The sequence below is a fragment of the Pseudomonas paralactis genome (genome assembly GCF_001439735.1).
GTDB classification, from domain to species: Bacteria; Pseudomonadota; Gammaproteobacteria; order Pseudomonadales; family Pseudomonadaceae; genus Aquipseudomonas; species Aquipseudomonas paralactis.
In genome coordinates this window covers 104,644-125,462 of sequence record NZ_JYLN01000007.1, presented here as the reverse complement: position 1 = coordinate 125,462, position 20,819 = coordinate 104,644, and the positions used below count along the sequence as shown (strand labels likewise).

Here is a 20,819-nt window from a genome sequence, read left to right as displayed (position 1 = left end):
GACCTCCCGGGTGGGTTCAAGTGGCTATTTGGTCGACTTCCCCAGGGCCTTGGCCACCAGTTGTTCGTAGAGTTCGGCGTAGGGTTCAACCGCCTGGCACCAGTTGAACGGTTGCGTCATGGCACGACTGCGCATGGCGTTAAGCAGGCCCGGGAAGGCGAATACCTTGAAGGCACGGCGCAGGGCTTCTTCGTAGCTTTGCACCGTGGATTCATTGAACAGAAAGCCGGTGACGCCATCTTCAATGGTGTCCGCCAGGCCACCGGTGTTCCGCGCCACCGGCAACGAACCAAAGCGCTGCGCATACATTTGGCTCAGGCCGCAAGGTTCATAGCGAGAAGGCATCAGCAGGAAATCACTGCCGGCAAACATGCGACGGGCATCGGTCTCGTTAAAGCCAATGCGCACACCCACCTGGCCCGGGAAGCGCAGCGCCAGTTCGCGCATGGCCTGTTCTTCTTCGGGCTCACCACGGCCGATGATCGCGATTTGGCCGCCGTTCTCGACGATAAAACCGGCGACCGCTTCAGTCAGGTCCAGACCCTTCTGATAAACCAGGCGTGACACCACCGCGAACAGCGGCCCGTTGGACTCGTGCAGGCCAAACAGCTCGCGCACATGGGCGGCGTTGATCGCCTTGCCTTCCCAGTCGCCAATATTGAAATTGTGGATCAGGTGCGTGTCGGTGGACGTTTCCCAGCTTTCGTCGATGCCGTTGGGAATCCCGCTGAGCAGACCTTGTTGAGTCTTGCTGGCAAGAAAGCCATCCAGGCCACAGCCGAATTCCGGCGTGGTGATTTCCTGGGCGTAGGTGGCGCTCACGGTGGTGATGTGGCTGGAATAGGCCATGCCCGCCTTGAGGAACGACATCTTGCCGTAAAACTCCATGCCTTCCTGTTGCAGGGCATGGGGTGGAATACCCAGCTCAGGCGTCGACGCCAGGCTCACCACACCCTGATAAGCCAGGTTATGGATGGTGAACAGTGTTGGCGTGCGTGACCCACGCCAGTGCATGTAGGCCGGGGCCAGGCCAGCGGGCCAGTCATGGGCGTGCACCAGGTCAGGGCACCAGTGAATCTGTGCCAGGTTGGCGGCCATGTCGGCGGCGGCCAGGCCAAGGCGGGCGAAGCGAATGTGGTTATCCGGCCAGTCGCGGCCGTTGTTGGCGCCGTAGGGCGTGCCTTCGCGCTCGTACAGTTCAGGGCAGATCAGCACATAGATGACCAGGCCGTCCGCAAGGTCCATACGCCCGATCTTGCAAGGCGGCAGCGCGGCGTGGCCGCCCAGTTCACCGACGATATGAATCGGGTTGTCGCTTTCCATCACTTGCGGGTAACCGGGGATCAACACCCGCACATCGTGCAAGTGCGCCATGGCGCGGGGCAGGGCGGCGGACACATCGCCCAGGCCACCGGTTTTCACCAGGTCGGCGAACTCGGAGGTGACAAACAAGACTTTCTTTCGATTCGGATTCTGACTCACGATCGGCCGCACAGTGTTGGGCAGGTCGACCAAAGACGTTGGCCCCCCTACCGGCTGACTAAAACGCTCTCCCTGAGTATCTACTGCGGCACTGATCATAATGCACTCCCATTTGTTGGTTCGCTAATGGCCCGCTGCCATCAGCTCCGAGTGGCCGCATCCTGCGGCCAGGCACACCAGCGCTATACAAGCTGGCAAGGCGTATGCCAGTTGCAACGTCGGCTGAAAAAGATTGGATGAACGGGCATTCGGCGTGAAACGCACGTGCACGTCCTTACCTAAAACTTGACCTGAGGCGGAGTTGGAAAGTTTAGATTTTTTGCGGGGTTTTTGTTTTGGAACGGACCCATCGGTCATGAGTCTAGGCCAGATCCCAGCGCCTGCCGGGTTTAGCGCAGTTTTTTGTAGGACAAAAAAAATCTAACGATATGCAGCGTGCCTTTCTGTAGGAGCGAGCTTGCTCGCGAAAAACTGACAGACGCCGCGTTTATTCAAGAAACACGCGTTATCGTTGACGATTTTCGCGAGCAAGCTCGCTCCTACAGGAAGGCAGGGCTGCGCTTTTTTGGTGCGTCAGCCAAGCACACGGATGGGCACATCGCCGGCCCAGGCCTGAATGTCTTCAATCATTTGTTCATAGAACTGCCGGTAATTGCGCTCACTCACATACCCCACGTGTGGCGTGGCCAGCACGTTGGGCAAGCGGCGAAACGGATGTTCAGCCGGCAGCGGCTCCTGGGCAAACACATCCAGCGCCGCCCCGGCCAGGCGGCCACTGCTCAATGCCTGCACCAGCGCCTGCTCATCCACAATCGGCCCGCGCGCGGTGTTCACCAGGTGCGCCGTGGGCTTCATCCACGCCAGTGCCTGGGCATCCACCAGCCCACGGCTGCGCTCACTGAGCACCAGATGGATGGTGAGGATGTCCGCCTGTTCAAACAACTCGCGCTTGCTGACCCATGTCACACCCGCTTCAGCCGCCCGCTGCGGTGTGAGGTTTTCGCTCCAGGCGATCACCCGCATCCCGAATGCCTGGGCAAACGTCGCGACTTTCTGGCCGATACTGCCCAGGCCGAGCACACCCAGGGTTTTGCCATGCAGGTCACCGCCCAGGCCCACCTGCCATCCACCTGCGCGCAGCGAATTGGCTTCGGCCAGCAGATTACGCGTAGAGGCCATAATCAATGCCCAGGTCAGTTCCGGCGCCGCGTGCTTATAGCTGTCGGTGCCGCATACCTGGATACCCAGTTCCTTGGCAGCGGCAATATCGATGGCAGCATTGCGCATACCGCCGGTGACCAGCAATTTGAGCCTGGACAGCCCTTGCAGCAGGGCCTTGTCGAAGGTGGAGCGTTCGCGCATGACGCAAATCACCTCAAAGCCCTTCAAACGCTCAACCATCGTCGCCGTATCGGCGGGGTAGTCGTGGAGGAAATGCACCTGGCCCAGGCCATCCAGCGCCGACCAATCCACCACGTCGCTGGCGACATTTTGCCAATCATCTATCACTGCGATCTGTATCGACATGCCGTGGGCCTCGAAATCAAAGGGCATTCATACCCTGCAACAGCGCTTTATGAAACTGCTCCGGTTCTTCCATCTGCGGCGCATGGCCCAAGCCTGGGAATTGCACCAGTGTGGCGTGGGGAATCAGCTTGGCCACCTGCTTGCCCAGCACTTGGTAATTGCCAATCCTGGCCTTGACCTCGGGCGGCGCCACATCCTTGCCGATCGCAGTCGTGTCGCTGGTGCCGATCAGCAGCAGGGTGGGAACCTTAAGGTCCTTGAATTCGTAGTACACCGGCTGGGTGAAGATCATGTCGTAAATCAACGCCGAGTTCCATGCGACCTGCAGATGCCCCGGGCCTTTGTTCAGGCCGACGAGCATATCCACCCAGCGTTCGTATTCCGGCTTCCAGCGCCCGACGTAATAGGTGTCGCGTTCATATTTGCGCACCCCCTCGGCGCTCATTTTCAGCTCGCGCTGGTACCACTGGTCGACGCTCTGGTAGGGCACGCCCAGGGCTTTCCAGTCCTCCAGGCCGATAGGGTTTACCAGCCCAAGCTGTTCGGTTTTCTCGGGGTACATCAAGGCATAGCGAGTGGCAAGCATCCCGCCGGTGGAATGGCCGATCACCGTGGCTTTCTGGATGCCGAGTTTTTCCAGCAACTGGTGGGTGTTGGTCGCCAATTGCTGGAAGCTGTACTGGTAGTGATCGGGCTTGCTGGACGTGCAGAAGCCGATCTGGTCGGGGGCGATGACGCGGTAACCGGCACTGCTGAGTGCCTTGATCGAACCTTCCCAGGTGGCCCCGCAGAAGTTCTTGCCGTGCATCAGCACCACGCTGCGACCGTTGGCGGTGCCGGTTGCGGGGACGTCCATGTAGCCCATTTGCAGGGATTTGCCTTGGGATTGGAAAGTGAAATGCTGGAGAGGATAGGGGTATTGGAAGCCTTGGAGTTCCGGGCCATAAGTGGCGGCTAACACGGGGGTGGCGCTCACTGAAAACAGGCCGGCTATGCATAAGGAACGGATGAACGGCATGGGCTGGGGCTCCGAGAAAGATGTCCGGATGCTCTTGGGAGAGGATTAACGGGGGATTAACACCCATTGCAACGTCAGCGCTGCGAGCACGCCATAACGTATGCCTTTGGCCAGGGTAACCAACAGCAAAAACCGCCACAACGGCTCACGCATCACCCCAGCCACCAGCGTCAACGGGTCACCAATGATCGGTACCCAACTGAGCAACAATGTCCAGTGCCCCCAATGCCCGTAATGGCGGCGGGCTTTGTCCAGTTGCCTGGCGCTCACTGGAAACCAACGCCGCTCCTTGAAACGTTCCACCGAGCGTCCGAGCAGCCAATTGACCACTGAGCCGAGCACGTTACCCAACGTGGCGATGCCCAGCAGCAACCATAGGTTGTAATGCCCGCTGAGCAGCAGGCCCACCAACACGGCCTCCGATTGCAGCGGCAATAACGTCGCCGCACCAAACGCCGCGACGAACAGTCCCAGGTAACCCGTCAGCACCGGTCAGTGTGCCGGGTAGTCGGCTACCACCACATCCTTGCCGTCGCGCGTCAGGCCAATGACTTGATAGGCCTCGCTGCGACCCTCAACTTCCATGCCTGGTGAGCCCAGGGGCATGCCCGGTGCGGCAAGACCCAACAGGTCGTCGCGTTTGCGCAAGGCCATCACTTGCTCGGCAGGTACATGGCCTTCGACGAATTTGCCGTCGATCACAGCCGTATGGCACGAGCCGAGTCGCGGGGCCACGCCCAGGCGTTGCTTGACCGCACTCATATCCGCTTCAACGTGATCGTTGACCTTAAAGCCGTTGCTCTCCAGATGGCTGATCCACTTTTTGCAGCAACCGCAGTTGGCGTCGCGGTGCACATCGATGGGAATCAGTTCGGCGGCCTGGGCCAGGGGGGCGGCAAACAGGGCGCAGAGCAAGGCCAGTCGTAATGGGTTTGTCATCAGGGGTCTCACTGAAAGCGCAGCAATAAAGCGCGCATTCTCCCTGCTTTTTACACCGAGACGCGGTGGTAATGTTTCTAAATTATACGAAGCCTGGGCTTTCCAACCGCTGCTTGAGCTGGTCCAGGGCGGTGGCAGAGAGTTTGATCATGCGTTCGTGCAAGGTGGCCAGTTGCAGTTCGGTTTCATACGTCAATACACGCTTGAACCGAGTGCCACCCTGATGGGCCTGCAAGAAATAATGGATAGACCCGTCCACCGCCAGGGAGGTGAACACGGTCTTGAACTCGTCGGGGCGGCGGGCGATTTGCACGCGGTAGCTCATGGATACGCGAATGCCCAGCAGGTTGATGTCTTCAGTAAAACGCGAGCCAACCGGGAGTGAACCGCGGGTGCCGGTGTCGGCGCTGAGGGAGGTGGGGTGCCATTCGTGCCAGCGGTCGGGCTGGGTCACATAATCGTAGACAGTGTCGATTGGGGCCCGGATGAAGCGTTCCTGACTGATCTGCTCCAAGCGGATCGACTGCTCAGTCGCGTGCATGACACACCTCCTGTGTGGCGGGTTTTTACACTAGGAGCTGTCAGAATAGTCCGACTCCCGCGCTTTGCACGGGAGTATTGCGACCGTTGGTTAACTTGGCTGCTCGCCGGCTTTGCCCGGTCTGGCCTCATTCAAGGCCGAGCCTTGGGTGAGTGTCCATTGATCATTGACCCGCGTGTGAATGCTGTCCGTGGGCTGATGATTGGCGATGCGGTCGTTACCTTCACCGGTATAGAAAGACGTACGGTCATGCCCTGTCAGCAGATCATTGCCGTTGCCGCCTATCAGATGGTTGGTCCCGCTACCGGCATACAGTTTGTCGTCGCCGTCGCCACCATCGAGCAAGTTCTGTTTATGTGCATTGCCAACCCCTGCATCGAGTCGGTCGTTGCCCCCGTTACCGAACATGAAGGCATTGCCACTGCCGCCGATGATCAGGTCGTCTCCGTCGTTGCCTTCGGCGTAGCCAGAGTTGCTGCCCAAGAGCAGGATATCGTGGCCGCTGCCGCCAAATAGCCCGGACATGCCACCGCCGGCCTGGATGAAGTCGTTTCCGGCGCCACCCTGTACTTCCAGGCGGTGCTTGACGTCATCATCAATGATGACCCTGTCATCGCCGCCATTGGTTTTGATCAAAAGGCTTTGATCCGGGCCTTGTGGTGCTTTGGCCTCAAGCACATACGGTCTGCCGTTGATGATGAACTGCAGCTTGTCGCCCGGCCAACTGCGCACGTGGACCTCGTCGGCGCCGTTACTGGTTTCTACCACAAGTCGACTGGAGCTGATCTGCGGTTTTTCGGGGTTCCGGGTGCTCCAGGTAATTTCCCGGCTGAAGGTCACATCACCTTTTTCAAGCAGCAGGTGCGTCCTGATATTCGGTACGCCCCGCTGCAGGTCCGAGGGGGGGGCATAGGGTGACGGCTTGGACCGCTGCGGTTCGGTGGAAGCCGTGGAGTAATGGGGGACTGCTGAATGAGTGAGGGGTAATAGCATCAGGTGTCCTTCGGGTTGATCGTAGAAAGTCTGACAGTGCGCCATGACTACTCTTGCGTGGAGGATCGGCCCAAAGGGTTCCTGCGGGCGGTGACTCATTTGCGTCAAGGCATTTACGCCAACCTTTAATGCTCCCCGGGGCGATCAGATATCCAGCATGGCCAGCACTTGCCTGGGGTAGCGTAAACCGGCGGTTGCTTAGGCTTGTGCCCTGCGATAGGCGCCAGGTTGCTGCCCGGTGACTTTATGAAAGGCCCGAGTAAATGCAGCCACCGACTGATACCCGGCTGCCAGCGAGACCTCGGCCACGGTCTGGTCGGCCTTGAGCAACCCACAGGCATGGCGCATACGCATCATCAGCAATACCTGCCCCGGCGACTGGCCGCATAGTTCCCTGAAACGTTTGAAAAACGCCGAACGGGATAGCCCCGTGCACGCCGCCATGCTTTCCAGGCTCCAGGGCTCGGCCGGGCGCGCGATCAATTGCTCCAGCAGGCCGGCAAATGCCGGTTGCCGACCCAGCGCAGCCAGCCCGCCGAGTTCAGTGTTGTCGATGACTTGCTGGCGCAGCACATACAAAAACAACAAGTGGCAAAGGCGTTCGAGCAAGGCAGAGGAGGGCGCCGGTATGCGCTCGCACTCTTGCAGAATCAATTCGAAAAGATTGCGCGCAGCGGTCAACGATGGGTCGCCGGCACGCAGGATGATCCAGGCGGGCAGGCTGTCGACGATCATCGCCGACAAGCCGGACTGGAAGTGAAAGAAGCCGCAGACCAGCCCCACGCCGTCCACGGCACTGTTGTCGAGGGGCAGCATCGGCCGGCGAGGGCACTCTCGGGCGCCTGCCGCGGTACTTTCACCGGACAGCTGATAGGCCAGGTCACGCAGCAGGAACACGGCGTCACCGTTATTCAGGTGCTGGGGCGTGGGATCGCCATCGATATGCAGCCAGCATTCGCCCTGCACGATCAAATGGAAACTCGCTTGCGCCAGGCCGTGCGTGCTGGCGTGCCAGTCACCGCAATAACGGCCGACGTGAAACAAACTGGTGTTGAGTTCAAGGCTATCTAATAACCAATCGACAAGGGCGCTGGACGAATTCATCTAATGGAAAGACTCAAGAGCAAGTAATCGCTACTTTAGCCTATTGAGCGATTTTTTTAGAACCAACAGACTGGCGCACTCGAACCCACCAGGAGACCCCTCCATGTCCCGTGTACCGTTGCTCACCCCTGACACCGCCCCCGAGGCGGCGAAACCTTTCCTGGAAAACGCGCAGAAGGCCTCGGGCTTCATTCCCAATCTGCTGGCGGTATTGGCCAACGCACCGGCGGCGCTGGAAACCTATATCACTGTCTCCGGCTTGAATGCCAAGGCTGAGCTGAGCCTGGCCGACCGCGAAGTGGTGCAATTGATTGCTGCTACCACCCACGGGTGCGATTTCTGTGTCGCCGGCCACACCGCCGTTGCACGCAACAAGGCCAAGCTGCCCGAGAACGTGATCGAGGCCCTGCGCCGGTTGGGTGAGCTGCCTGACACTCGCTATGAGACACTCGCCGCCTTTACCCGTGAAGTGATCGCCACTCGGGGTGATGTCAGCGATGCCGGCTTTGAGGCGTTCCTTGCGGCCGGCTACACCAAGGGCCACGCGCTGGAGGTCATCTTGGGCGTAAGCCTGGCAACCCTGTGCAACTTCGCTAACGTGTTTGCCCGTACCCCGTTGAATCCTGAACTGGCGCAATACCGCTGGGAAAAACCGGCAAGCTGAATCGGCGTTGGTCCACCTGCTGTAAAAGGAGAGACATTGAATGCTTGACCCTATCTTGAGCCGTTGGCTCGATGTTCAAGCGCAGGCCCTGGACGTGGGCAGTTGCGATCCACAGGAAGTGCTGCCACGCCTGGCAGAAGCCAATATTCTGAAAATCGGTGTACCTACCCAACTGGGCGGGTTAGGCGGTGATGTGACGGGGGCGGTCGAGGCCATTGCCAATGTGGCCAGCCATTCCCTGGCGGCGGCATTTGTGTGCTGGGGCCAGCGCTCGTTTATCGAGTACTTGTTACAGAGCCCCAATCAGCGCCTGCGCGAAGAACTGATGCCGGACCTGCTCAGTGGCAAGTTGGCCGGAGCCACCGGGTTGTCGAACGCAATGAAGTTCATCTCGGGTATCGAGTCGTTGCAGATCAGCGCCGAGCCCAACGAGCATGGATGGACGCTCAACGGTCGTCTGCATTGGGTGACCAACCTGCGCAAGAATGGTTTTGTCGCCGCGGCCGCTATCGAACATGCGGGCGGTGGTACGCCATTTATCCTGGCGATCCCCGATTCTGTTGCGGGCTTGCAGCGCTCCCGCGATCTGGAGCTGCTTGGGTTGCAATCGAGCAACACCGCCGCCCTGGGCCTGGAGGGCGTGGAGCTGAGCCGTGATTGGTTGTTGCACGAGGACGCGCGCAAGTTCCTGCCGGCGGTGCGCCCGGCGTTTCTGGGCTTGCAGTGCGGCATGTCGATTGGCCTGGCTCGGCGTTCTCTGGCCGAGGTAGCCAACCATTTGGGCGCCAGCCGCACGGTCTTGCGCGAAGAGTTGGAAGCCTTGCGAGCGACGCTGGACCATCTGGTCAGCGAGCTCAAGAGCGGGTTGCTGGCCGGGCGCTTTGCTGCTGAGCCGATCCCCTTGTTCAAGCTGCGCATTGCCTTGGCAGAAACCGCCGCCGGCGCCGTGCAGCTTGAGTTGCAGGCCAGCGGCGGCAAGGCCTACCTGACCGCCCACGGCAGCGGCTTTGCGCGGCGCTGGCGCGAGTCGGCGTTTGTGCCGATTGTGACGCCCAGCCTGGTGCAACTGCGCACCGAGTTGCATCGTCAGGCCAATCTATGAGCCAGGCGGTTATGACGGCCCAGGGGATTTGCCTGGGGTATGCCAGCGGCCCGGTTCTGCAAGGGTTCGACTTGCAGTTGCAGGCGGGCGAAGTGGTGTCGATCCTGGGGCCCAGCGGCGTGGGCAAATCCAGCCTGCTGCGTGTGCTTGCCGGTTTGCAGCTACCCCAGGCCGGCCGCGTGCAGGTATTGGGCGAAGCCTTGAGCGGCCCGCACCCACGGGTGGCGGTGGCCTTTCAAGATCCCAGCCTGTTGCCCTGGCTGAACCTGGAAAAGAACGTTGCCTTTGGCCTGGACTTCGCCCGCCAACCGCACCTGAGTGTGCAAGAGCGCCGCGCACGTGTCGACCACGCTATCGCTGCAGTGGGCCTGGAACATGCGCGCCAGCAGTTCCCGGCGCAGTTGTCCGGCGGCATGGCCCAGCGCACCGCGCTGGCCCGCTGCCTGGCACGCCAGCCGCAAGTGCTGTTGCTGGATGAGCCCTTCGGCGCGCTGGACGAAGTGACCCGCGCCGACATGCAGCACCTGCTGCTCAAGGTCAACCGTGAACAAGGTTCGGCGGCGGTATTGATCACCCACGATATCGACGAGGCACTATTGCTGTCCGACCGCATCCTGCTACTGGGTAACCGCCCGGCGCGGACCCTGGGCGAATGGCATATCGACTTGTCGCAACCTCGGGAAGAACAGGTCGAGGCCATCGGCGCGCTGCGTATCGAGATTCTGAAAACCTTACGGCAGGCGAGCCGCCCTCAACCCAACCCCCATGAACAACAGGAGCTTAGCCATGTGTCTGGATGACCTGACCCACTCGCGCCGTGACTTTCTCAAACTCTCGGCGGTGCTCAGTGCCGCCGGGGCCTTGCCGCTGTTGAGCAGCCTGCAGGCCCGCGCCGCCAATGAGCCCGACGCGCCGGTGCGTATCGGTTATTTGCCGATCACCGACGCCACGCCGCTGCTGGTCGCCCACAACAACGGTCTGTTCGAAGCCGAAGGCATCAAGGCCGAACGCCCGGTACTGTTGCGCAGTTGGGCCCAGGTAATCGAGGCGTTTATTTCGGGGCAGGTCAACGTGATTCACCTGTTGTCACCGATGACCGTGTGGGCGCGCTACGGCAGCAAGGTGCCGGCCAAAGTGGTGGCCTGGAACCATGTGGGCGGCTCGGGCCTGACCGTATCGCCGGGCATCACCGACGTGAAGCAGCTGGGTGGCAAGTCGGTGGCGATTCCGTTCTGGTACTCGATCCATAATGTGGTGGTCCAACAATTGTTCCGCGACAACGGCCTCACACCGGTGACGCGTGCGACCGGCAGTTCAATTGCCACCAATGAAGTCAACCTGATCGTGTTGCCGCCATCGGACATGCCGCCCGCGCTGGCCAGCAAGCGCATCGATGGCTATATCGTCGCCGAGCCGTTCAACGCCCTGGCCGAGAACCTCAAGGTTGGCCGCGTGCAGCGCTTTACCGGCGATGTGTGGCGCAACCACGCTTGCTGCGTGGTATTTATGCATGAGCACGACCTGACCAACCGCCCGGAGTGGTCGCAGAAGGTGGTGAACGCCATCGTCAAGGCTCAGGTATGGACCCGCGAGAATCGCGAAGAGGCGGTGAAGCTTTTGTCCAAGGATGGCCCGAACCGCTACACGCCACATGCCGAGCCGGTGTTGAGCAAGGTCCTGGCCCCGGCTGCCACCGACCGCGACCTCTATGTGAAAGATGGCGCGATCCAGCACGCCAATTGGGACGAGCACCGCATCGACTTTCAGCCGTACCCGTTCCCCAGCTACACCGAAGAACTGGTGCGCCGCCTCAAAGACACGCTGATCGAAGGCGACAAGAAGTTTCTCGCCGATCTCGACCCGGCGTTCGTTGCCAAGGACCTGGTGGACGACCGTTTCGTGCGTCATGCGATCGAAGCGGTGGGCGGCATGAAGACCTTCGGCCTGCCGGACGGCTATGAGCGGCACGAGGAGATTGGCGTTTGAACAACGGTAGAATCCTGGGTTGGTGGCTGGGGTTGAGCGGCTTGGCAGGTTTGTTGTTGCTCTGGTGGCTGGGCGTGAAAGTGTTCGGTGAGGCCGACGGCCTGTCGGCGCGCTTTTCGCTGGCGGCCACCGCCAGCAGCCTGTGGGAATTGCTTGGCCGCAGTGAGCTGTACCTGCACATAGCCGTGAGCCTCAAACGCATTTTTGTCGGGCTGTTTCTTGCGCTGTTGGTGGGGGTGCCACTGGGGCTGCTGGTGGGCAGTTCGCGCAATCTGGAAGCCGCGACCACGCCGGCCTTCCAGTTTCTGCGGATGATCTCGCCACTGTCCTGGATGCCGATCGTGGTGATGCTGATGGGGGTAGGGGACCAGCCCATCTACTTCTTGCTGGCGTTCGCCGCCGTCTGGCCGATCGTGCTCAACACCGCTGCCGGCGTGCGTCAACTGGACCCGCGCTGGCTGCAATTGAGCAAGAGCCTGAGCGCCACGCGTTGGGAGACCTTGCGCCGAATCATCCTGCCAGGGGTGGTCGGGCATGTGTTGACCGGCGTACGCCTGGCCATCGGCATTCTGTGGATCGTGCTGGTGCCGTGCGAGATGCTCGGGGTCAGTGCGGGGCTGGGCTATTACATCCTCGATACCCGTGATCGCCTGGCGTATTCGGAGTTGATGGCGATGGTGGTGGTGATCGGGTTGCTGGGTTTTGCGCTGGATGCGTTAGCGCGTTGGTTGCACCAGCGGTGGGTGCATGGCGGCCGATGAACTCGAACGTTGCCTGCGTGCTACGCAGGCAACTATTTAGTTAGCGTGTTATCAGGTTGCCGGCGAAAAGATTTGCAGATCTCCCGCCAGATCGTTGTCAGCGTTCAGGATACCCATCGGGCCCGGTTTGGCATCCGTGGAGTTCGTGCCGTAGCCCACCTTCATGCCTGTTCGTTCGTAAACACCGATGCCGATCCCTCCGGTCGCCTCAGCCAAACCGGTGACGCCTTGAGTGGTGTTGATGTGTTGGCGCCCCACCAAGGCGATCACTTTACCCTTGTGCTTGTGTTGTTCAATGACGCGTGCGGCGTAGTAGTTAAACTCTTTGAGCCTTTTCAGGTTTCGTTCGGTTTCGCTTAGCTTCGTGTAGGCATTACGGTCATGCCGGTGCCGTGTCAGATAAAAGTGGTCAAGTGGCACGACTTCTATTCCGGCATTCTTGAATTTTCTGAGCAGCGTTTGCAGATTGAATTGAGGGTGGGCGGGTCTCAAACCGGGGCCTGTATGGCCCATGCCATCGTCCTTGAGTAGTCCATTGTTGTCATAGACGACACCTTCAATGCCGACCACCTTTACATTTTTGCGCTTGAACAGGTCGATGCTTGCGTCAATTTCGCGGAACATGGCCAAATGCTGGTGACTCTCCCCGAATACCACCACGTCCGAATTGTCCAAGGCTTTTTCGATCAGGTCGGGCACTGTCTCGTAGGGTTTCGTTTCCGGAATTGTGGGGCGATTTTGTGGGTTTAACGGGTCCAGTTTTTGATGGAAGGCATCCATTTCTGCGTTGAACCGCTCTTCTGTCGGTTGCCTTCGGCTGGGTGTGAAGTGGCCTTCATTGGGGAGGCCTTTAATATGCTTTACGTATTCGTCTTTGATGGCGTCCAGATGATCGGTTTTGTTTACGATCGTTGGCGTGGGTCCATTGATGTTCGGTGTTTTTGGGGTGGGTCTTTTGTAGGGTTGAAATCGCGTGTTGTGACGAGCATTCACGTGCCCCCGAGGGGAGAAGTCAGCATGGGGTGAGGGTGGCATCAGCGTATGTACAGGATCAAACGCTTGAGGCGCACCGTAAGCCTCCTGCTTATGCACATCGTAGGGATACCATTTACCGTTGTGTTTGACGGCAGAGCCATGAACCTGCTGGTTGCCCACCTTGAAGGTCCCGGTTGCTGCTGCTTCGTAGCGGCTTGCGGCGCTGATCAGCGCTTCGTGGCTTGCGCTTCCCTTGAGAGATGACACCGCACCCGCTAACGCGTCGGCGCCTTCGTAAATGCGTTTACCCGCGCCCTTTAGCAGATCACCCACGCCGTTTAACGGGTTCAGTTCCTTGAGCAGGGCAGGCACCATGATTTTCGTTGCCTTGAGCGCCTTGCTCACTGCTGACCCAGCCGTACCCAGTACTTTTCCGAGTTTGGCCGCCAGGCCGATGCCGGCGGTGACCAAACCGAAAATATCCAGGGTGACGTCAGTCATCCCCTCGCCGTAGTTGCCGTCCATGAAATTGACGATTGCGGAACGGAAGGGAATCAGGTTGAGCAAAAACTCTTTGAAGTCCGTCAGCTTTTCGTGATTACGCTCAAAGGTCGTGGTCCCCGCAGCGGCTTTCTTGATGGCGGGATTGTCCAGGTCCAACGCCTTGAGCACGGAGTCGGCGATATGGTGAGTGCGTGGGTTCAGGAACATATACGGCTGGGGTGCTGTGGAGGGCTGTTCGCGATCCAGCTTGCTTTCCTTCAAATCACCCAGGTCAAACCATGAAACCGGCACAGGGTTGACCGGGATACTTGCGAGAATCGATTGCCCGCTGTCAACGATCTTGACTTTGTCTCTGTCCGGATAAAATGCCTCTTCCCTGACTATTTCGTTGGAGAACTTGACAGGGGCCGCCGGTGTTTTTCTGTTGCCGCGGCTTCGGATAACGCCGTTTACCGTATCGAACTCATAGGTGGTGGTTTGTCCATTGTTCTGCGCGGTGACCAGTACGGCAGGGTTGGTGTGAAACAAGGTGTCGCCTTCGAAAGGAATCCTGCCAACCTTGTAACTTTTTTCTTGAAAATAATTGAGCTTGCCCTGGGTCAAGTTTTTTCTGTCTTCGGGCGGCAGGTTGCTGAGTGCGTTGAGGAGCGCTGTTTTTTTAACGGTCTTATGATTGTCCAAGGCGGTAGAAAAGGCATCCTCAAACGCTCGCTGAATATTGAATGGCGCACTCTTGGTGAAGGCGATGACAGCATCAAGGTCCACGGCGGTATTTTCTTTTGTGAGTACCCAGCGACCGTCCATGACCCGTTCTTCCATGACGATTTCCACCAGTGAGCGCGCAGCGCTGGGCGTGTCGCCATTGTATTTGGAGAACATCTTGAGTTCGAAGTCCATGCCCGGGCCGAATGTCTTCAAGAGCAGATCCAGCGCCATTTGTTTACGGCTTGGAAAACTCCCGCCGATGAGCGATGAGGCTTCTATCAGCTTATCGAGTTGTGCTTTGAACAGCGCCTGGGCTTTTTCCAGGTCAGCTGGCTGATACAAGGCATCTTCCTTCACTGGAAGAATGTCATTGGCCACGGCCCAATCCAACATCACAGCGGCTTGCGCAGAGGCGGGCACGGCGCCTGCAGTGTCGGCGGTGATCATTACTTCGGCATAAGACATAGTGGCCACGCGGCCTGGAGTCCTGGCTTCAATGGCGGCTACTGCAATGCAAAGGTTCGCCCACGCGGTGCTGCCGTAAACTACCGAATCAGGAATGTTCTTGACCAGCAATTGCGGCGCCGTGCGTCTGAGTAACAGATGTGCGGCCGCGCCAGCGAGCTCAGGGGATTCACGCTCCGTGTCAATCAAGTGTTGGCGCAGGCTGTTGGTGATGGTCGAAAGCGGTTTGCCCCAATGACTCTTCTGCGCCAGGTCGAAACCTGCCACATGGTTTCGCAGTGGCGCGGTCAACGACTCGGGATCCAGCATCAGTTGGATCGCCGCCAGCGCATAGTCGTTTGCGCTGGTGTCGGTGGCGATACCATTCATTTTGGTTTGCATGGCCTGGCCTAGCGCCTGGCCTTCCTCGGAGAGGATCAGGGTTTCGAGCACATTGACTGGGTCATCCAGTGCCTGCTCGGAGAAACTCAGGTTTCTGCCCAGATGTTCCAGTACGCCGCGCCTGGGATTTTCCTGCGGTAATTCGGGATCGCTGCCGGCATGTTCGACGGCGGCCATGCGCAGCGTGTGTTGTTGGCTGACATCCAAGGGAATCGGCCACGACAGGCCCCCTGCGAAGTTGCCCAAGGGGTGTTGCTGTGCCCGTGCTTTTGCGGTTTGCGCCAATGCCAGCAGGTCGTCCACGGTTGCGGGCAATGGCACACCGTTTTCAGTGAGGAACGCTTCGAGGCTTACGGATATGCCAGGTGTGCGTATATAAGATTGGTAATGGGCGGAATCTGGCGCGATATTCATCGGCGTTTTTTTCAGCAGGGCCGATACGTCACGTTCTGTCGGGTTTTCCGATAAGCCCTGGGCAGATTCATTGAGTTTTTGCGCCAGGTATCGCCAGTTTTTCCGATCACCCAGACTTTGATCCAGTGCCTGGCGCGCGTCGATACTGTTCGCGCGCTCGTCCAGCCATTGCGCACGCGCCAACAGGGCGTTGTTGCCGTCGAAATGCGGTCCCAGGTCGGCAGCCTCAGGCAGGCCCGTCTCAGTCAGTAAATGCCCCCAGGGGTCAACAAGTATCGGTTCAACGTTTTTCGATTCATACAACGCTTGCAGTGCGTTGTTCACCTGTTGGCCCTGGCGTTCCAGCAACTGCGGCACGCCTGCGGCAATGACATCGGCGGCCACGGGGGAGAGGTCCTGGCTTAATTGGTTTTTCCAGTCACTCTCCAAGCCCTGCTGCACCGCCACCGGCAGGCTTTGCAGTAGCTGCGCTGCGGCCTCGGGGTCGTCGTTGATGCGTTGACGCAACGTTGCAAGTGCCTTGGCCGGGCTGTCGAACGTTTCGTAGCCATCGCGAGGCGTGTAGAGCACCGTCAGCCCTTGCTGTTGGCCGGGAAGTAAGGTTCGGTCCGTCTGTGCGCTATTGAATGGGCGTGTCGCCGACGATCCGTCGCTGCTGGTGATCAGGAAGGCCCCTGCCAGCAGGCTGCCCTCTCGGCTTGGGGTATCCAATTTGAGCGGGTAGACACCGGGTCTTTCACCATCCTTCATCGCGCTTTCCCGAGCCTGCAGGGTTGGATGCTCAAACGCCTTGTCGATCAATGATTTGGCGGCGGGCGTTAACGCACCGTCTTCCACGCCCAAGGCGGCCAGGGTGGATAGCATCTCCCGGTGGATACCGAGCAACTCGTTCTGGGGTGGCTCAGGGTTGGGTTCGCCCGTGCGTGGCTCGGTCCAGAATCGGGCAAGGCTCAGAGGCAGTTCTTTTTCGATGGCTTGTGCAATCGACAGGAGGGTGTCGCGCGTGTGCAATTGCTGGCTGCTTTCTCTTGGCGAGTCGCTGGTGTAGAAGCCGACTTCCGTGCCGGGGGTACTGGTCGAGGGCTGAGCGTTGGGAGATGCCTTGAGCTGGCGCAGCGCATTGAATAGGGCCTCGGTGATGCTCTGCATCGAGATCAACGTGCGCTCGCCCTGTTCATCGGTGCGATAGCGATGCACATACAGCTTCGAGGCGTCTACCGGCGGCGTAGTGCCAAAGCTGCGGGTCAACTGCTGCTCGATGACGCTGCTGAGCGTCGGCTGGCGCAGCAGCAGTGCCTGGATGTTCTGATTGAGTTGCTGGTATTGATTGAGCAACAGGCGTTGATCAGTTATTTGCAGGCCCTCGATCAGGTCGGAACGAATCGCGCTGACCGGCGCGATGGCATCCACGTCCGGAATGGCGATTGTCCGGACCGCCCCTGGCATCGGCTGGGTGTGGGAAGGATGGGGGATTTCATCGGAGGAGATGTTCCGGCGCAGGCGATGGTGGGCGATACCTGTAATCACGTGAATTATTCCAATGGCATTGGCCCACGCGTCCTGATGATATCCGAGGGATGGTTCTTCCTTGTTTGGGCCTAGAATAATTGGGGTGAGAGCGTGGGAAGGTTCCGAAGGCGCCCGTGGAAATGATATTAACGAATATGTACCGCATCGGTGCAGCAACACCGGGAAAAGAGGGCTTGCTGCACACGCTGTGCACGCAGGGGCAGGTCGATAGGAAGAGGTATTCGGAAGGGGTCAGCGGCGTTCGTAAACTCGGCCGCCATCATCGCGGTGATCATGCCAGCCTGCGCCGCGTGGGAAGAGAAACAACCGCACAGGCTTAGCATGATCATCAGGGGAACCAGCAGGGTAAGCCGTCGAAGCATTTCTCAATGCTCCACGGGGCTTCATAGGTCTGTCAGGCGTAGGACAAGCCAAATCTGTTCATCGCCTGTAACATAAGACCCCGCCGACGCGGTGCCGTCCCCGTAATTGGGTATGTGCTTGGCATGAGCGGCGATACACAGTGGATACAACCTTCAGGTCCAGGAATTCGTCATGACCCAAAAGCAACGCTTGAAATACTCGATTTTGATCGCTCTGGCTGTGCTGGCCTCGATGTTCGGCCTGTCCTACCTGCAGAACATTGGCGTGATCAGTGAAAAGACCTTCCAGTACCTGGCCATTGCGATTGCCGTGGTGGTGGTTGTGATCAACGGCATCATGCGTCGTAAGGTCAAGCCGAACTTCTGATCGAAGGGGCGTGTGTCAGGCGCGACCTTCGAGCACTTTGGCAGCCTCTTCATGGAGGCTGTAGCTTTTATCGGCATTGAGGGTGAGCACGCCCTCGCTGCACAGGCGCTTGAGCACCTCTCGCACGCTGAGAAACGACAACGGGATGCCCAGTTCCAGCAAGTGGCTGTGCACGCCCCGTACTCCCAGGGTGCGCTGATTGTCGGCGGCGGTGAGGAGGGCGTCGATGACCTTCAGCCGAATCAGGCTGGTGCGCAGACCGAAGCACTTGAGCAAATGGCGAATGCGCTGGTTGCCTTGCTGTTCGGGCGCCTTGCCGAAGCCTTGCGGGCCGTTGCCGTAGTTGGCTTCGGCAGCCGGTGAATGTCCATCCGTGGGCACTTGCGGGTTGTACATGCAAAAACTCCTTATCAGAGCCTGATCAGGAAAATGATGGTGCTCTTATTCAATAAGACGAACGAGAAAGCAAAATCATGAAGTGCCGCATGTAGAAAATTTGTCGGTATCAGGTTTGTCACACTGTGGAGGGCCTGGATAAGCCCCTTTCGCGGCTAAATTATTCCCGGTTATTTGCGTCCTTACGGTGGGGTAGTTGTATCTACCGAGGGTGTTCAATTTGACTGTGGGGTCGGCGTGATTATTTCCAAAGGGTTGTCCAGGGTCTGCGTGGCAGGGTTGCTGCTGGGGCTGAACTTCGCGGCCTCGGCGCGTGAGCAAGTGACGCAGGCGTCGGCTGAAATTCGGCGTACCACCTACGGCGTGCCGCATATCCGTGCCAATGATGAGCGCGGTCTGGGCTTTGGCATCGGTTACGCGTACGCCCAGGACAACCTGTGCCTGCTGGCCAATGAAGTGGTCACGGTGAATGGCCAGCGAGCGCGCTACTTTGGCCCCGAGCAGGCAACCCTGGAGGAGCGCAACAATCTCGCTAGCGATGTGTTTTTTACCTGGCTCAATACACCCGGCGCGGTGCAGGCATTCTGGCGTGCGCAGACCCCGCAAATCCGCCAGCGTATCGAAGGCTACGTGGCCGGTTATAACCGCTATTTGAAAGAGCAGGGCGCGCCCACGCAATGCCAGGCGGCGTGGGTACGCCCCCTGGTTAAAGAAGATCTGGTCAAGCTGACGCGCCGGTTGCTGGTAGAAGGTGGCGTCGGCCAGTTCGCCGAAGCCTTGGTGGGCGCCACGCCGCCCCAAGCCATCGCGAGTGTGCAGCCCGGCGCGCGCGCATTCGAACAGGCCGCCGCGCATCAGCAACGTTTTAGCCTCGATCGGGGCAGTAATGCCGTCGCGGTGGGGCGTGACCGCTCGTTCAATGGCCGTGGGATGTTGCTGGCCAACCCGCATTTTCCTTGGGTGGGTGGTATGCGTTTCTACGAAATGCACCTGACCATCCCTGGCCAACTGGATGTGATGGGCGCCGCACTGCCAGGGCTGCCGGTGGTGAATATCGGCTTCAACCAGCACGTAGCGTGGACGCATACCGTGGACACCTCCAAGCACTTCACCCTGTACCGGCTGACCCTGGACCCCAGGGATTCCACGCGCTATATGCTTGATGGCAAGTCTGTGGCCCTGAATAAAACCACGCTGACCGTGCAGGCCAAACAGGCCGATGGCAGCCTCAAGAACGTTGCCCACACTGTCTACAGTTCGCAGTTCGGCCCCGTGGTGCAATGGCCCGGCAAACTGGACTGGGACAACAAATACGCCTTCAGCCTGCGTGACGCGAATCTGGGTAACGATCGCGTGCTGCAACAGTGGTACGCCATGAACCGCGCTGGCAACCTCAAGGAATTGCAAAGCTCGGTGCACACCCTGCAAGGCATCCCCTGGGTCAACACCCTGGCTGCCGATGATCAGGGCCAGAGCCTGTACATGAACCTGTCGGTAGTACCCAACGTCAGCGCCGCCAAGCTGGCAACATGCAGCGACCCACGGGCCGGCCTGCACATGATCATGCTCGACGGCAGCCGCAGTGTGTGCGCTTGGGACATCGACCCCAAGGCCGCGCAAGCCGGGATCTTCCCGGCGGCGCAGTTGCCACAGCTGCTACGCACCGATTATGTACAGCACTCCAACGATTCCGCCTGGATGGTCAACCCCAAGGCGCCGCTGACCGGGTTCTCTCCGGTGATCAGCCAGGACAATATCGGCCTGGGTCCACGTGCGCGTTTCGCCCTGCAACGCCTGCAATCCCTGGACAAACAGCCGATCAGCGTCAGCGACCTGCAAAACATGGTCATGGACAACGAGGTGTACCTGGCGGACCAAGTCCTGCCCGACCTGCTCGATTTTTGCGCCAAGCAACTCGGCTCCGACGCCGCCGCGCTCCAGCCACTGTGCACCAGCCTGAAAACCTGGGACCGGCGCGCCAACCTCGACAGCGGCATCGGCCTGGCGCACTTCATCAACCTGATGCAGCACCTGCAGCAGGTCCCCGAGGCCTGGCGTGTCGCTTTCGACCCGACCCACCCCCTGACCACGCCCCGCGGCCTCGCCATCGATCGCGCGCCGGTGGCCGCCGCCCTGCGTGAAGCCATGCTGGCCTCCAGCGCAGACGTCAACAAACTCGGCGTGAGTCGTTGGGGGGACATCCAGGTCAGCGGCCAGACCCCCATCCACGGCGGCCCGCAAGAACTGGGTATCTACAACGCCATGCAAACCGTGCCCCGTGCCGATGGCAAGCGCGAGGTCGTCAGCGGCACCAGCTACCTGCAAATCGTCACCTTCGACAACAACGGCCCCAACGCCGTCGGCTTACTGGCGTTTTCCGAATCCACTAACCCGGCGTCCGAGCACTCAAAGGACCAGACCCAAGCCTTCTCCGAGAAAAAACTACGCCCGTTGCCATTCACCGACGCCCAGATCAAGGCCGATCCGAACTACCAGCTCCACACTCTCAAGGAATAGGGCAGGCCCGCACCCCTTGATGCCAGGGCAGAATATTTTTTGAAATCAAGGGGTTGCAGGCATAGGCAAATGAGTACATAATGGCG

17 protein-coding genes are annotated in these 20,819 nt (G+C 59.5%); 7 read left to right on the top strand and 10 right to left on the bottom strand.

Translation table 11 applies throughout. The features are described from left to right. Positions 1 to 24: 24 nt before the first annotated feature. The 8 genes from glgA to TX23_RS18460 all read right to left on the bottom strand — a co-directional run bounded on the left by glgA (position 25) and on the right by TX23_RS18460 (position 7,604). On the bottom strand, positions 25 to 1,581 hold the full coding sequence (gene glgA, locus TX23_RS18495; RefSeq protein WP_082629654.1) for a glycogen synthase GlgA: 1,557 nt from the start codon (positions 1,579 to 1,581) through the stop codon (positions 25 to 27). Positions 1,582 to 2,055: 474 nt separating this feature from the next. Continuing rightward, positions 2,056 to 3,009, bottom strand: coding sequence for a D-2-hydroxyacid dehydrogenase family protein (locus tag TX23_RS18490; RefSeq protein WP_057703629.1), 954 nt, complete (start codon positions 3,007 to 3,009; stop codon positions 2,056 to 2,058). 16 nt (positions 3,010 to 3,025) lie between these two features. After that, on the bottom strand, positions 3,026 to 4,027 hold the full coding sequence (locus TX23_RS18485; protein ID WP_057703432.1) for an alpha/beta fold hydrolase: 1,002 nt from the start codon (positions 4,025 to 4,027) through the stop codon (positions 3,026 to 3,028). Between the two features lie 45 nt (positions 4,028 to 4,072). Next, positions 4,073 to 4,516: a YqaA family protein gene (locus TX23_RS18480; RefSeq protein ID WP_057703431.1), complete on the bottom strand. Its 444-nt coding sequence runs from the start codon at positions 4,514 to 4,516 to the stop codon at positions 4,073 to 4,075. A 3-nt stretch (positions 4,517 to 4,519) separates the two neighbouring features. Then, entirely contained in the window at positions 4,520 to 4,966 is a 447-nt protein-coding gene (locus tag TX23_RS18475; RefSeq protein ID WP_057703430.1) for a DUF411 domain-containing protein, read from the bottom strand. 82 nt (positions 4,967 to 5,048) lie between these two features. Then, positions 5,049 to 5,507 carry an SRPBCC family protein gene (locus TX23_RS18470; protein WP_057703429.1) on the bottom strand — a complete coding sequence of 153 codons (459 nt, stop codon included), beginning with the start codon at positions 5,505 to 5,507 and terminating at the stop codon, positions 5,049 to 5,051. Positions 5,508 to 5,597: 90 nt separating this feature from the next. Then, positions 5,598 to 6,500 (bottom strand): calcium-binding protein, encoded by a 903-nt coding sequence (locus TX23_RS18465; protein WP_057703628.1) that lies wholly within the window; start codon positions 6,498 to 6,500, stop codon positions 5,598 to 5,600. A 198-nt stretch (positions 6,501 to 6,698) separates the two neighbouring features. Then, positions 6,699 to 7,604 (bottom strand): AraC family transcriptional regulator, encoded by a 906-nt coding sequence (locus TX23_RS18460; RefSeq protein ID WP_057703428.1) that lies wholly within the window; start codon positions 7,602 to 7,604, stop codon positions 6,699 to 6,701. A gap of 103 nt (positions 7,605 to 7,707) precedes the next feature. On the opposite strand from TX23_RS18460, the gene TX23_RS18455 reads away from it, so the two are divergent. From TX23_RS18455 to TX23_RS18435, 5 genes are read left to right on the top strand one after another with little or no spacing between them, the layout of a single operon-like run. Then, positions 7,708 to 8,268: a carboxymuconolactone decarboxylase family protein gene (locus TX23_RS18455; RefSeq protein WP_032875627.1), complete on the top strand. Its 561-nt coding sequence runs from the start codon at positions 7,708 to 7,710 to the stop codon at positions 8,266 to 8,268. A 40-nt stretch (positions 8,269 to 8,308) separates the two neighbouring features. Beyond that, positions 8,309 to 9,370, top strand: coding sequence for an acyl-CoA dehydrogenase family protein (locus TX23_RS18450; protein WP_057703427.1), 1,062 nt, complete (start codon positions 8,309 to 8,311; stop codon positions 9,368 to 9,370). Beyond that, positions 9,367 to 10,170, top strand: coding sequence for an ABC transporter ATP-binding protein (locus TX23_RS18445; protein WP_057703426.1), 804 nt, complete (start codon positions 9,367 to 9,369; stop codon positions 10,168 to 10,170). Before TX23_RS18450 ends, TX23_RS18445 begins: the two co-directional genes overlap by 4 nt. Continuing rightward, a complete protein-coding gene (locus TX23_RS18440; RefSeq protein ID WP_057703425.1) occupies positions 10,157 to 11,356 on the top strand; it encodes an ABC transporter substrate-binding protein in 1,200 nt (399 codons plus the stop codon). The genes TX23_RS18445 and TX23_RS18440 overlap by 14 nt, the downstream gene beginning before the upstream one ends. Before the next feature lie 11 nt (positions 11,357 to 11,367). After that, a complete protein-coding gene (locus TX23_RS18435; RefSeq protein WP_407071388.1) occupies positions 11,368 to 12,117 on the top strand; it encodes an ABC transporter permease in 750 nt (249 codons plus the stop codon). A gap of 51 nt (positions 12,118 to 12,168) precedes the next feature. Here the strand turns inward: TX23_RS18435 and TX23_RS18430 are convergent, their stop codons facing one another. Continuing rightward, entirely contained in the window at positions 12,169 to 17,088 is a 4,920-nt protein-coding gene (locus TX23_RS18430; protein ID WP_057703423.1) for a membrane-targeted effector domain-containing toxin, read from the bottom strand. Between the two features lie 537 nt (positions 17,089 to 17,625). On the opposite strand from TX23_RS18430, the gene TX23_RS18420 reads away from it, so the two are divergent. Next, entirely contained in the window at positions 17,626 to 17,820 is a 195-nt protein-coding gene (locus TX23_RS18420) for a hypothetical protein (protein ID WP_057703421.1), read from the top strand. Positions 17,821 to 17,835: 15 nt separating this feature from the next. Here TX23_RS18420 and TX23_RS18415 read toward each other — a convergent pair whose 3' ends face one another. Next, positions 17,836 to 18,216, bottom strand: a complete 381-nt coding sequence (locus TX23_RS18415) for a hypothetical protein (protein WP_057703420.1) — start codon at positions 18,214 to 18,216, stop codon at positions 17,836 to 17,838. Between the two features lie 237 nt (positions 18,217 to 18,453). Here TX23_RS18415 and pvdQ point away from each other — a divergent pair, with 237 nt between their 5' ends. Next, positions 18,454 to 20,733, top strand: a complete 2,280-nt coding sequence (gene pvdQ / locus TX23_RS18410) for a bifunctional acylase PvdQ (RefSeq protein WP_057703419.1) — start codon at positions 18,454 to 18,456, stop codon at positions 20,731 to 20,733. The last annotated feature ends 86 nt before the right edge of the window (positions 20,734 to 20,819 follow it).

Excerpts from the sequence above, each read along its gene's own strand:
- TX23_RS18450 (WP_057703427.1), top strand. The coding sequence starts at position 8,309 with ATGCTTGACCCTATCTTGAGCCGTTGGCTCGATGTTCAAGCGCAGGCC.
- glgA (WP_082629654.1), bottom strand. The coding sequence starts at position 1,581 with ATGATCAGTGCCGCAGTAGATACTCAGGGAGAGCGTTTTAGTCAGCCG.
- TX23_RS18440 (WP_057703425.1), top strand. The coding sequence starts at position 10,157 with ATGTGTCTGGATGACCTGACCCACTCGCGCCGTGACTTTCTCAAACTC.
- TX23_RS18475 (WP_057703430.1), bottom strand. The coding sequence starts at position 4,966 with ATGACAAACCCATTACGACTGGCCTTGCTCTGCGCCCTGTTTGCCGCC.
- TX23_RS18415 (WP_057703420.1), bottom strand. The coding sequence starts at position 18,216 with ATGTACAACCCGCAAGTGCCCACGGATGGACATTCACCGGCTGCCGAA.
- TX23_RS18465 (WP_057703628.1), bottom strand. The coding sequence starts at position 6,500 with ATGCTATTACCCCTCACTCATTCAGCAGTCCCCCATTACTCCACGGCT.
- TX23_RS18470 (WP_057703429.1), bottom strand. The coding sequence starts at position 5,507 with ATGCACGCGACTGAGCAGTCGATCCGCTTGGAGCAGATCAGTCAGGAA.
- TX23_RS18490 (WP_057703629.1), bottom strand. The coding sequence starts at position 3,009 with ATGTCGATACAGATCGCAGTGATAGATGATTGGCAAAATGTCGCCAGC.
- TX23_RS18420 (WP_057703421.1), top strand. The coding sequence starts at position 17,626 with ATGACCCAAAAGCAACGCTTGAAATACTCGATTTTGATCGCTCTGGCT.
- TX23_RS18460 (WP_057703428.1), bottom strand. The coding sequence starts at position 7,604 with ATGAATTCGTCCAGCGCCCTTGTCGATTGGTTATTAGATAGCCTTGAA.
- TX23_RS18445 (WP_057703426.1), top strand. The coding sequence starts at position 9,367 with ATGAGCCAGGCGGTTATGACGGCCCAGGGGATTTGCCTGGGGTATGCC.
- TX23_RS18455 (WP_032875627.1), top strand. The coding sequence starts at position 7,708 with ATGTCCCGTGTACCGTTGCTCACCCCTGACACCGCCCCCGAGGCGGCG.
- TX23_RS18485 (WP_057703432.1), bottom strand. The coding sequence starts at position 4,027 with ATGCCGTTCATCCGTTCCTTATGCATAGCCGGCCTGTTTTCAGTGAGC.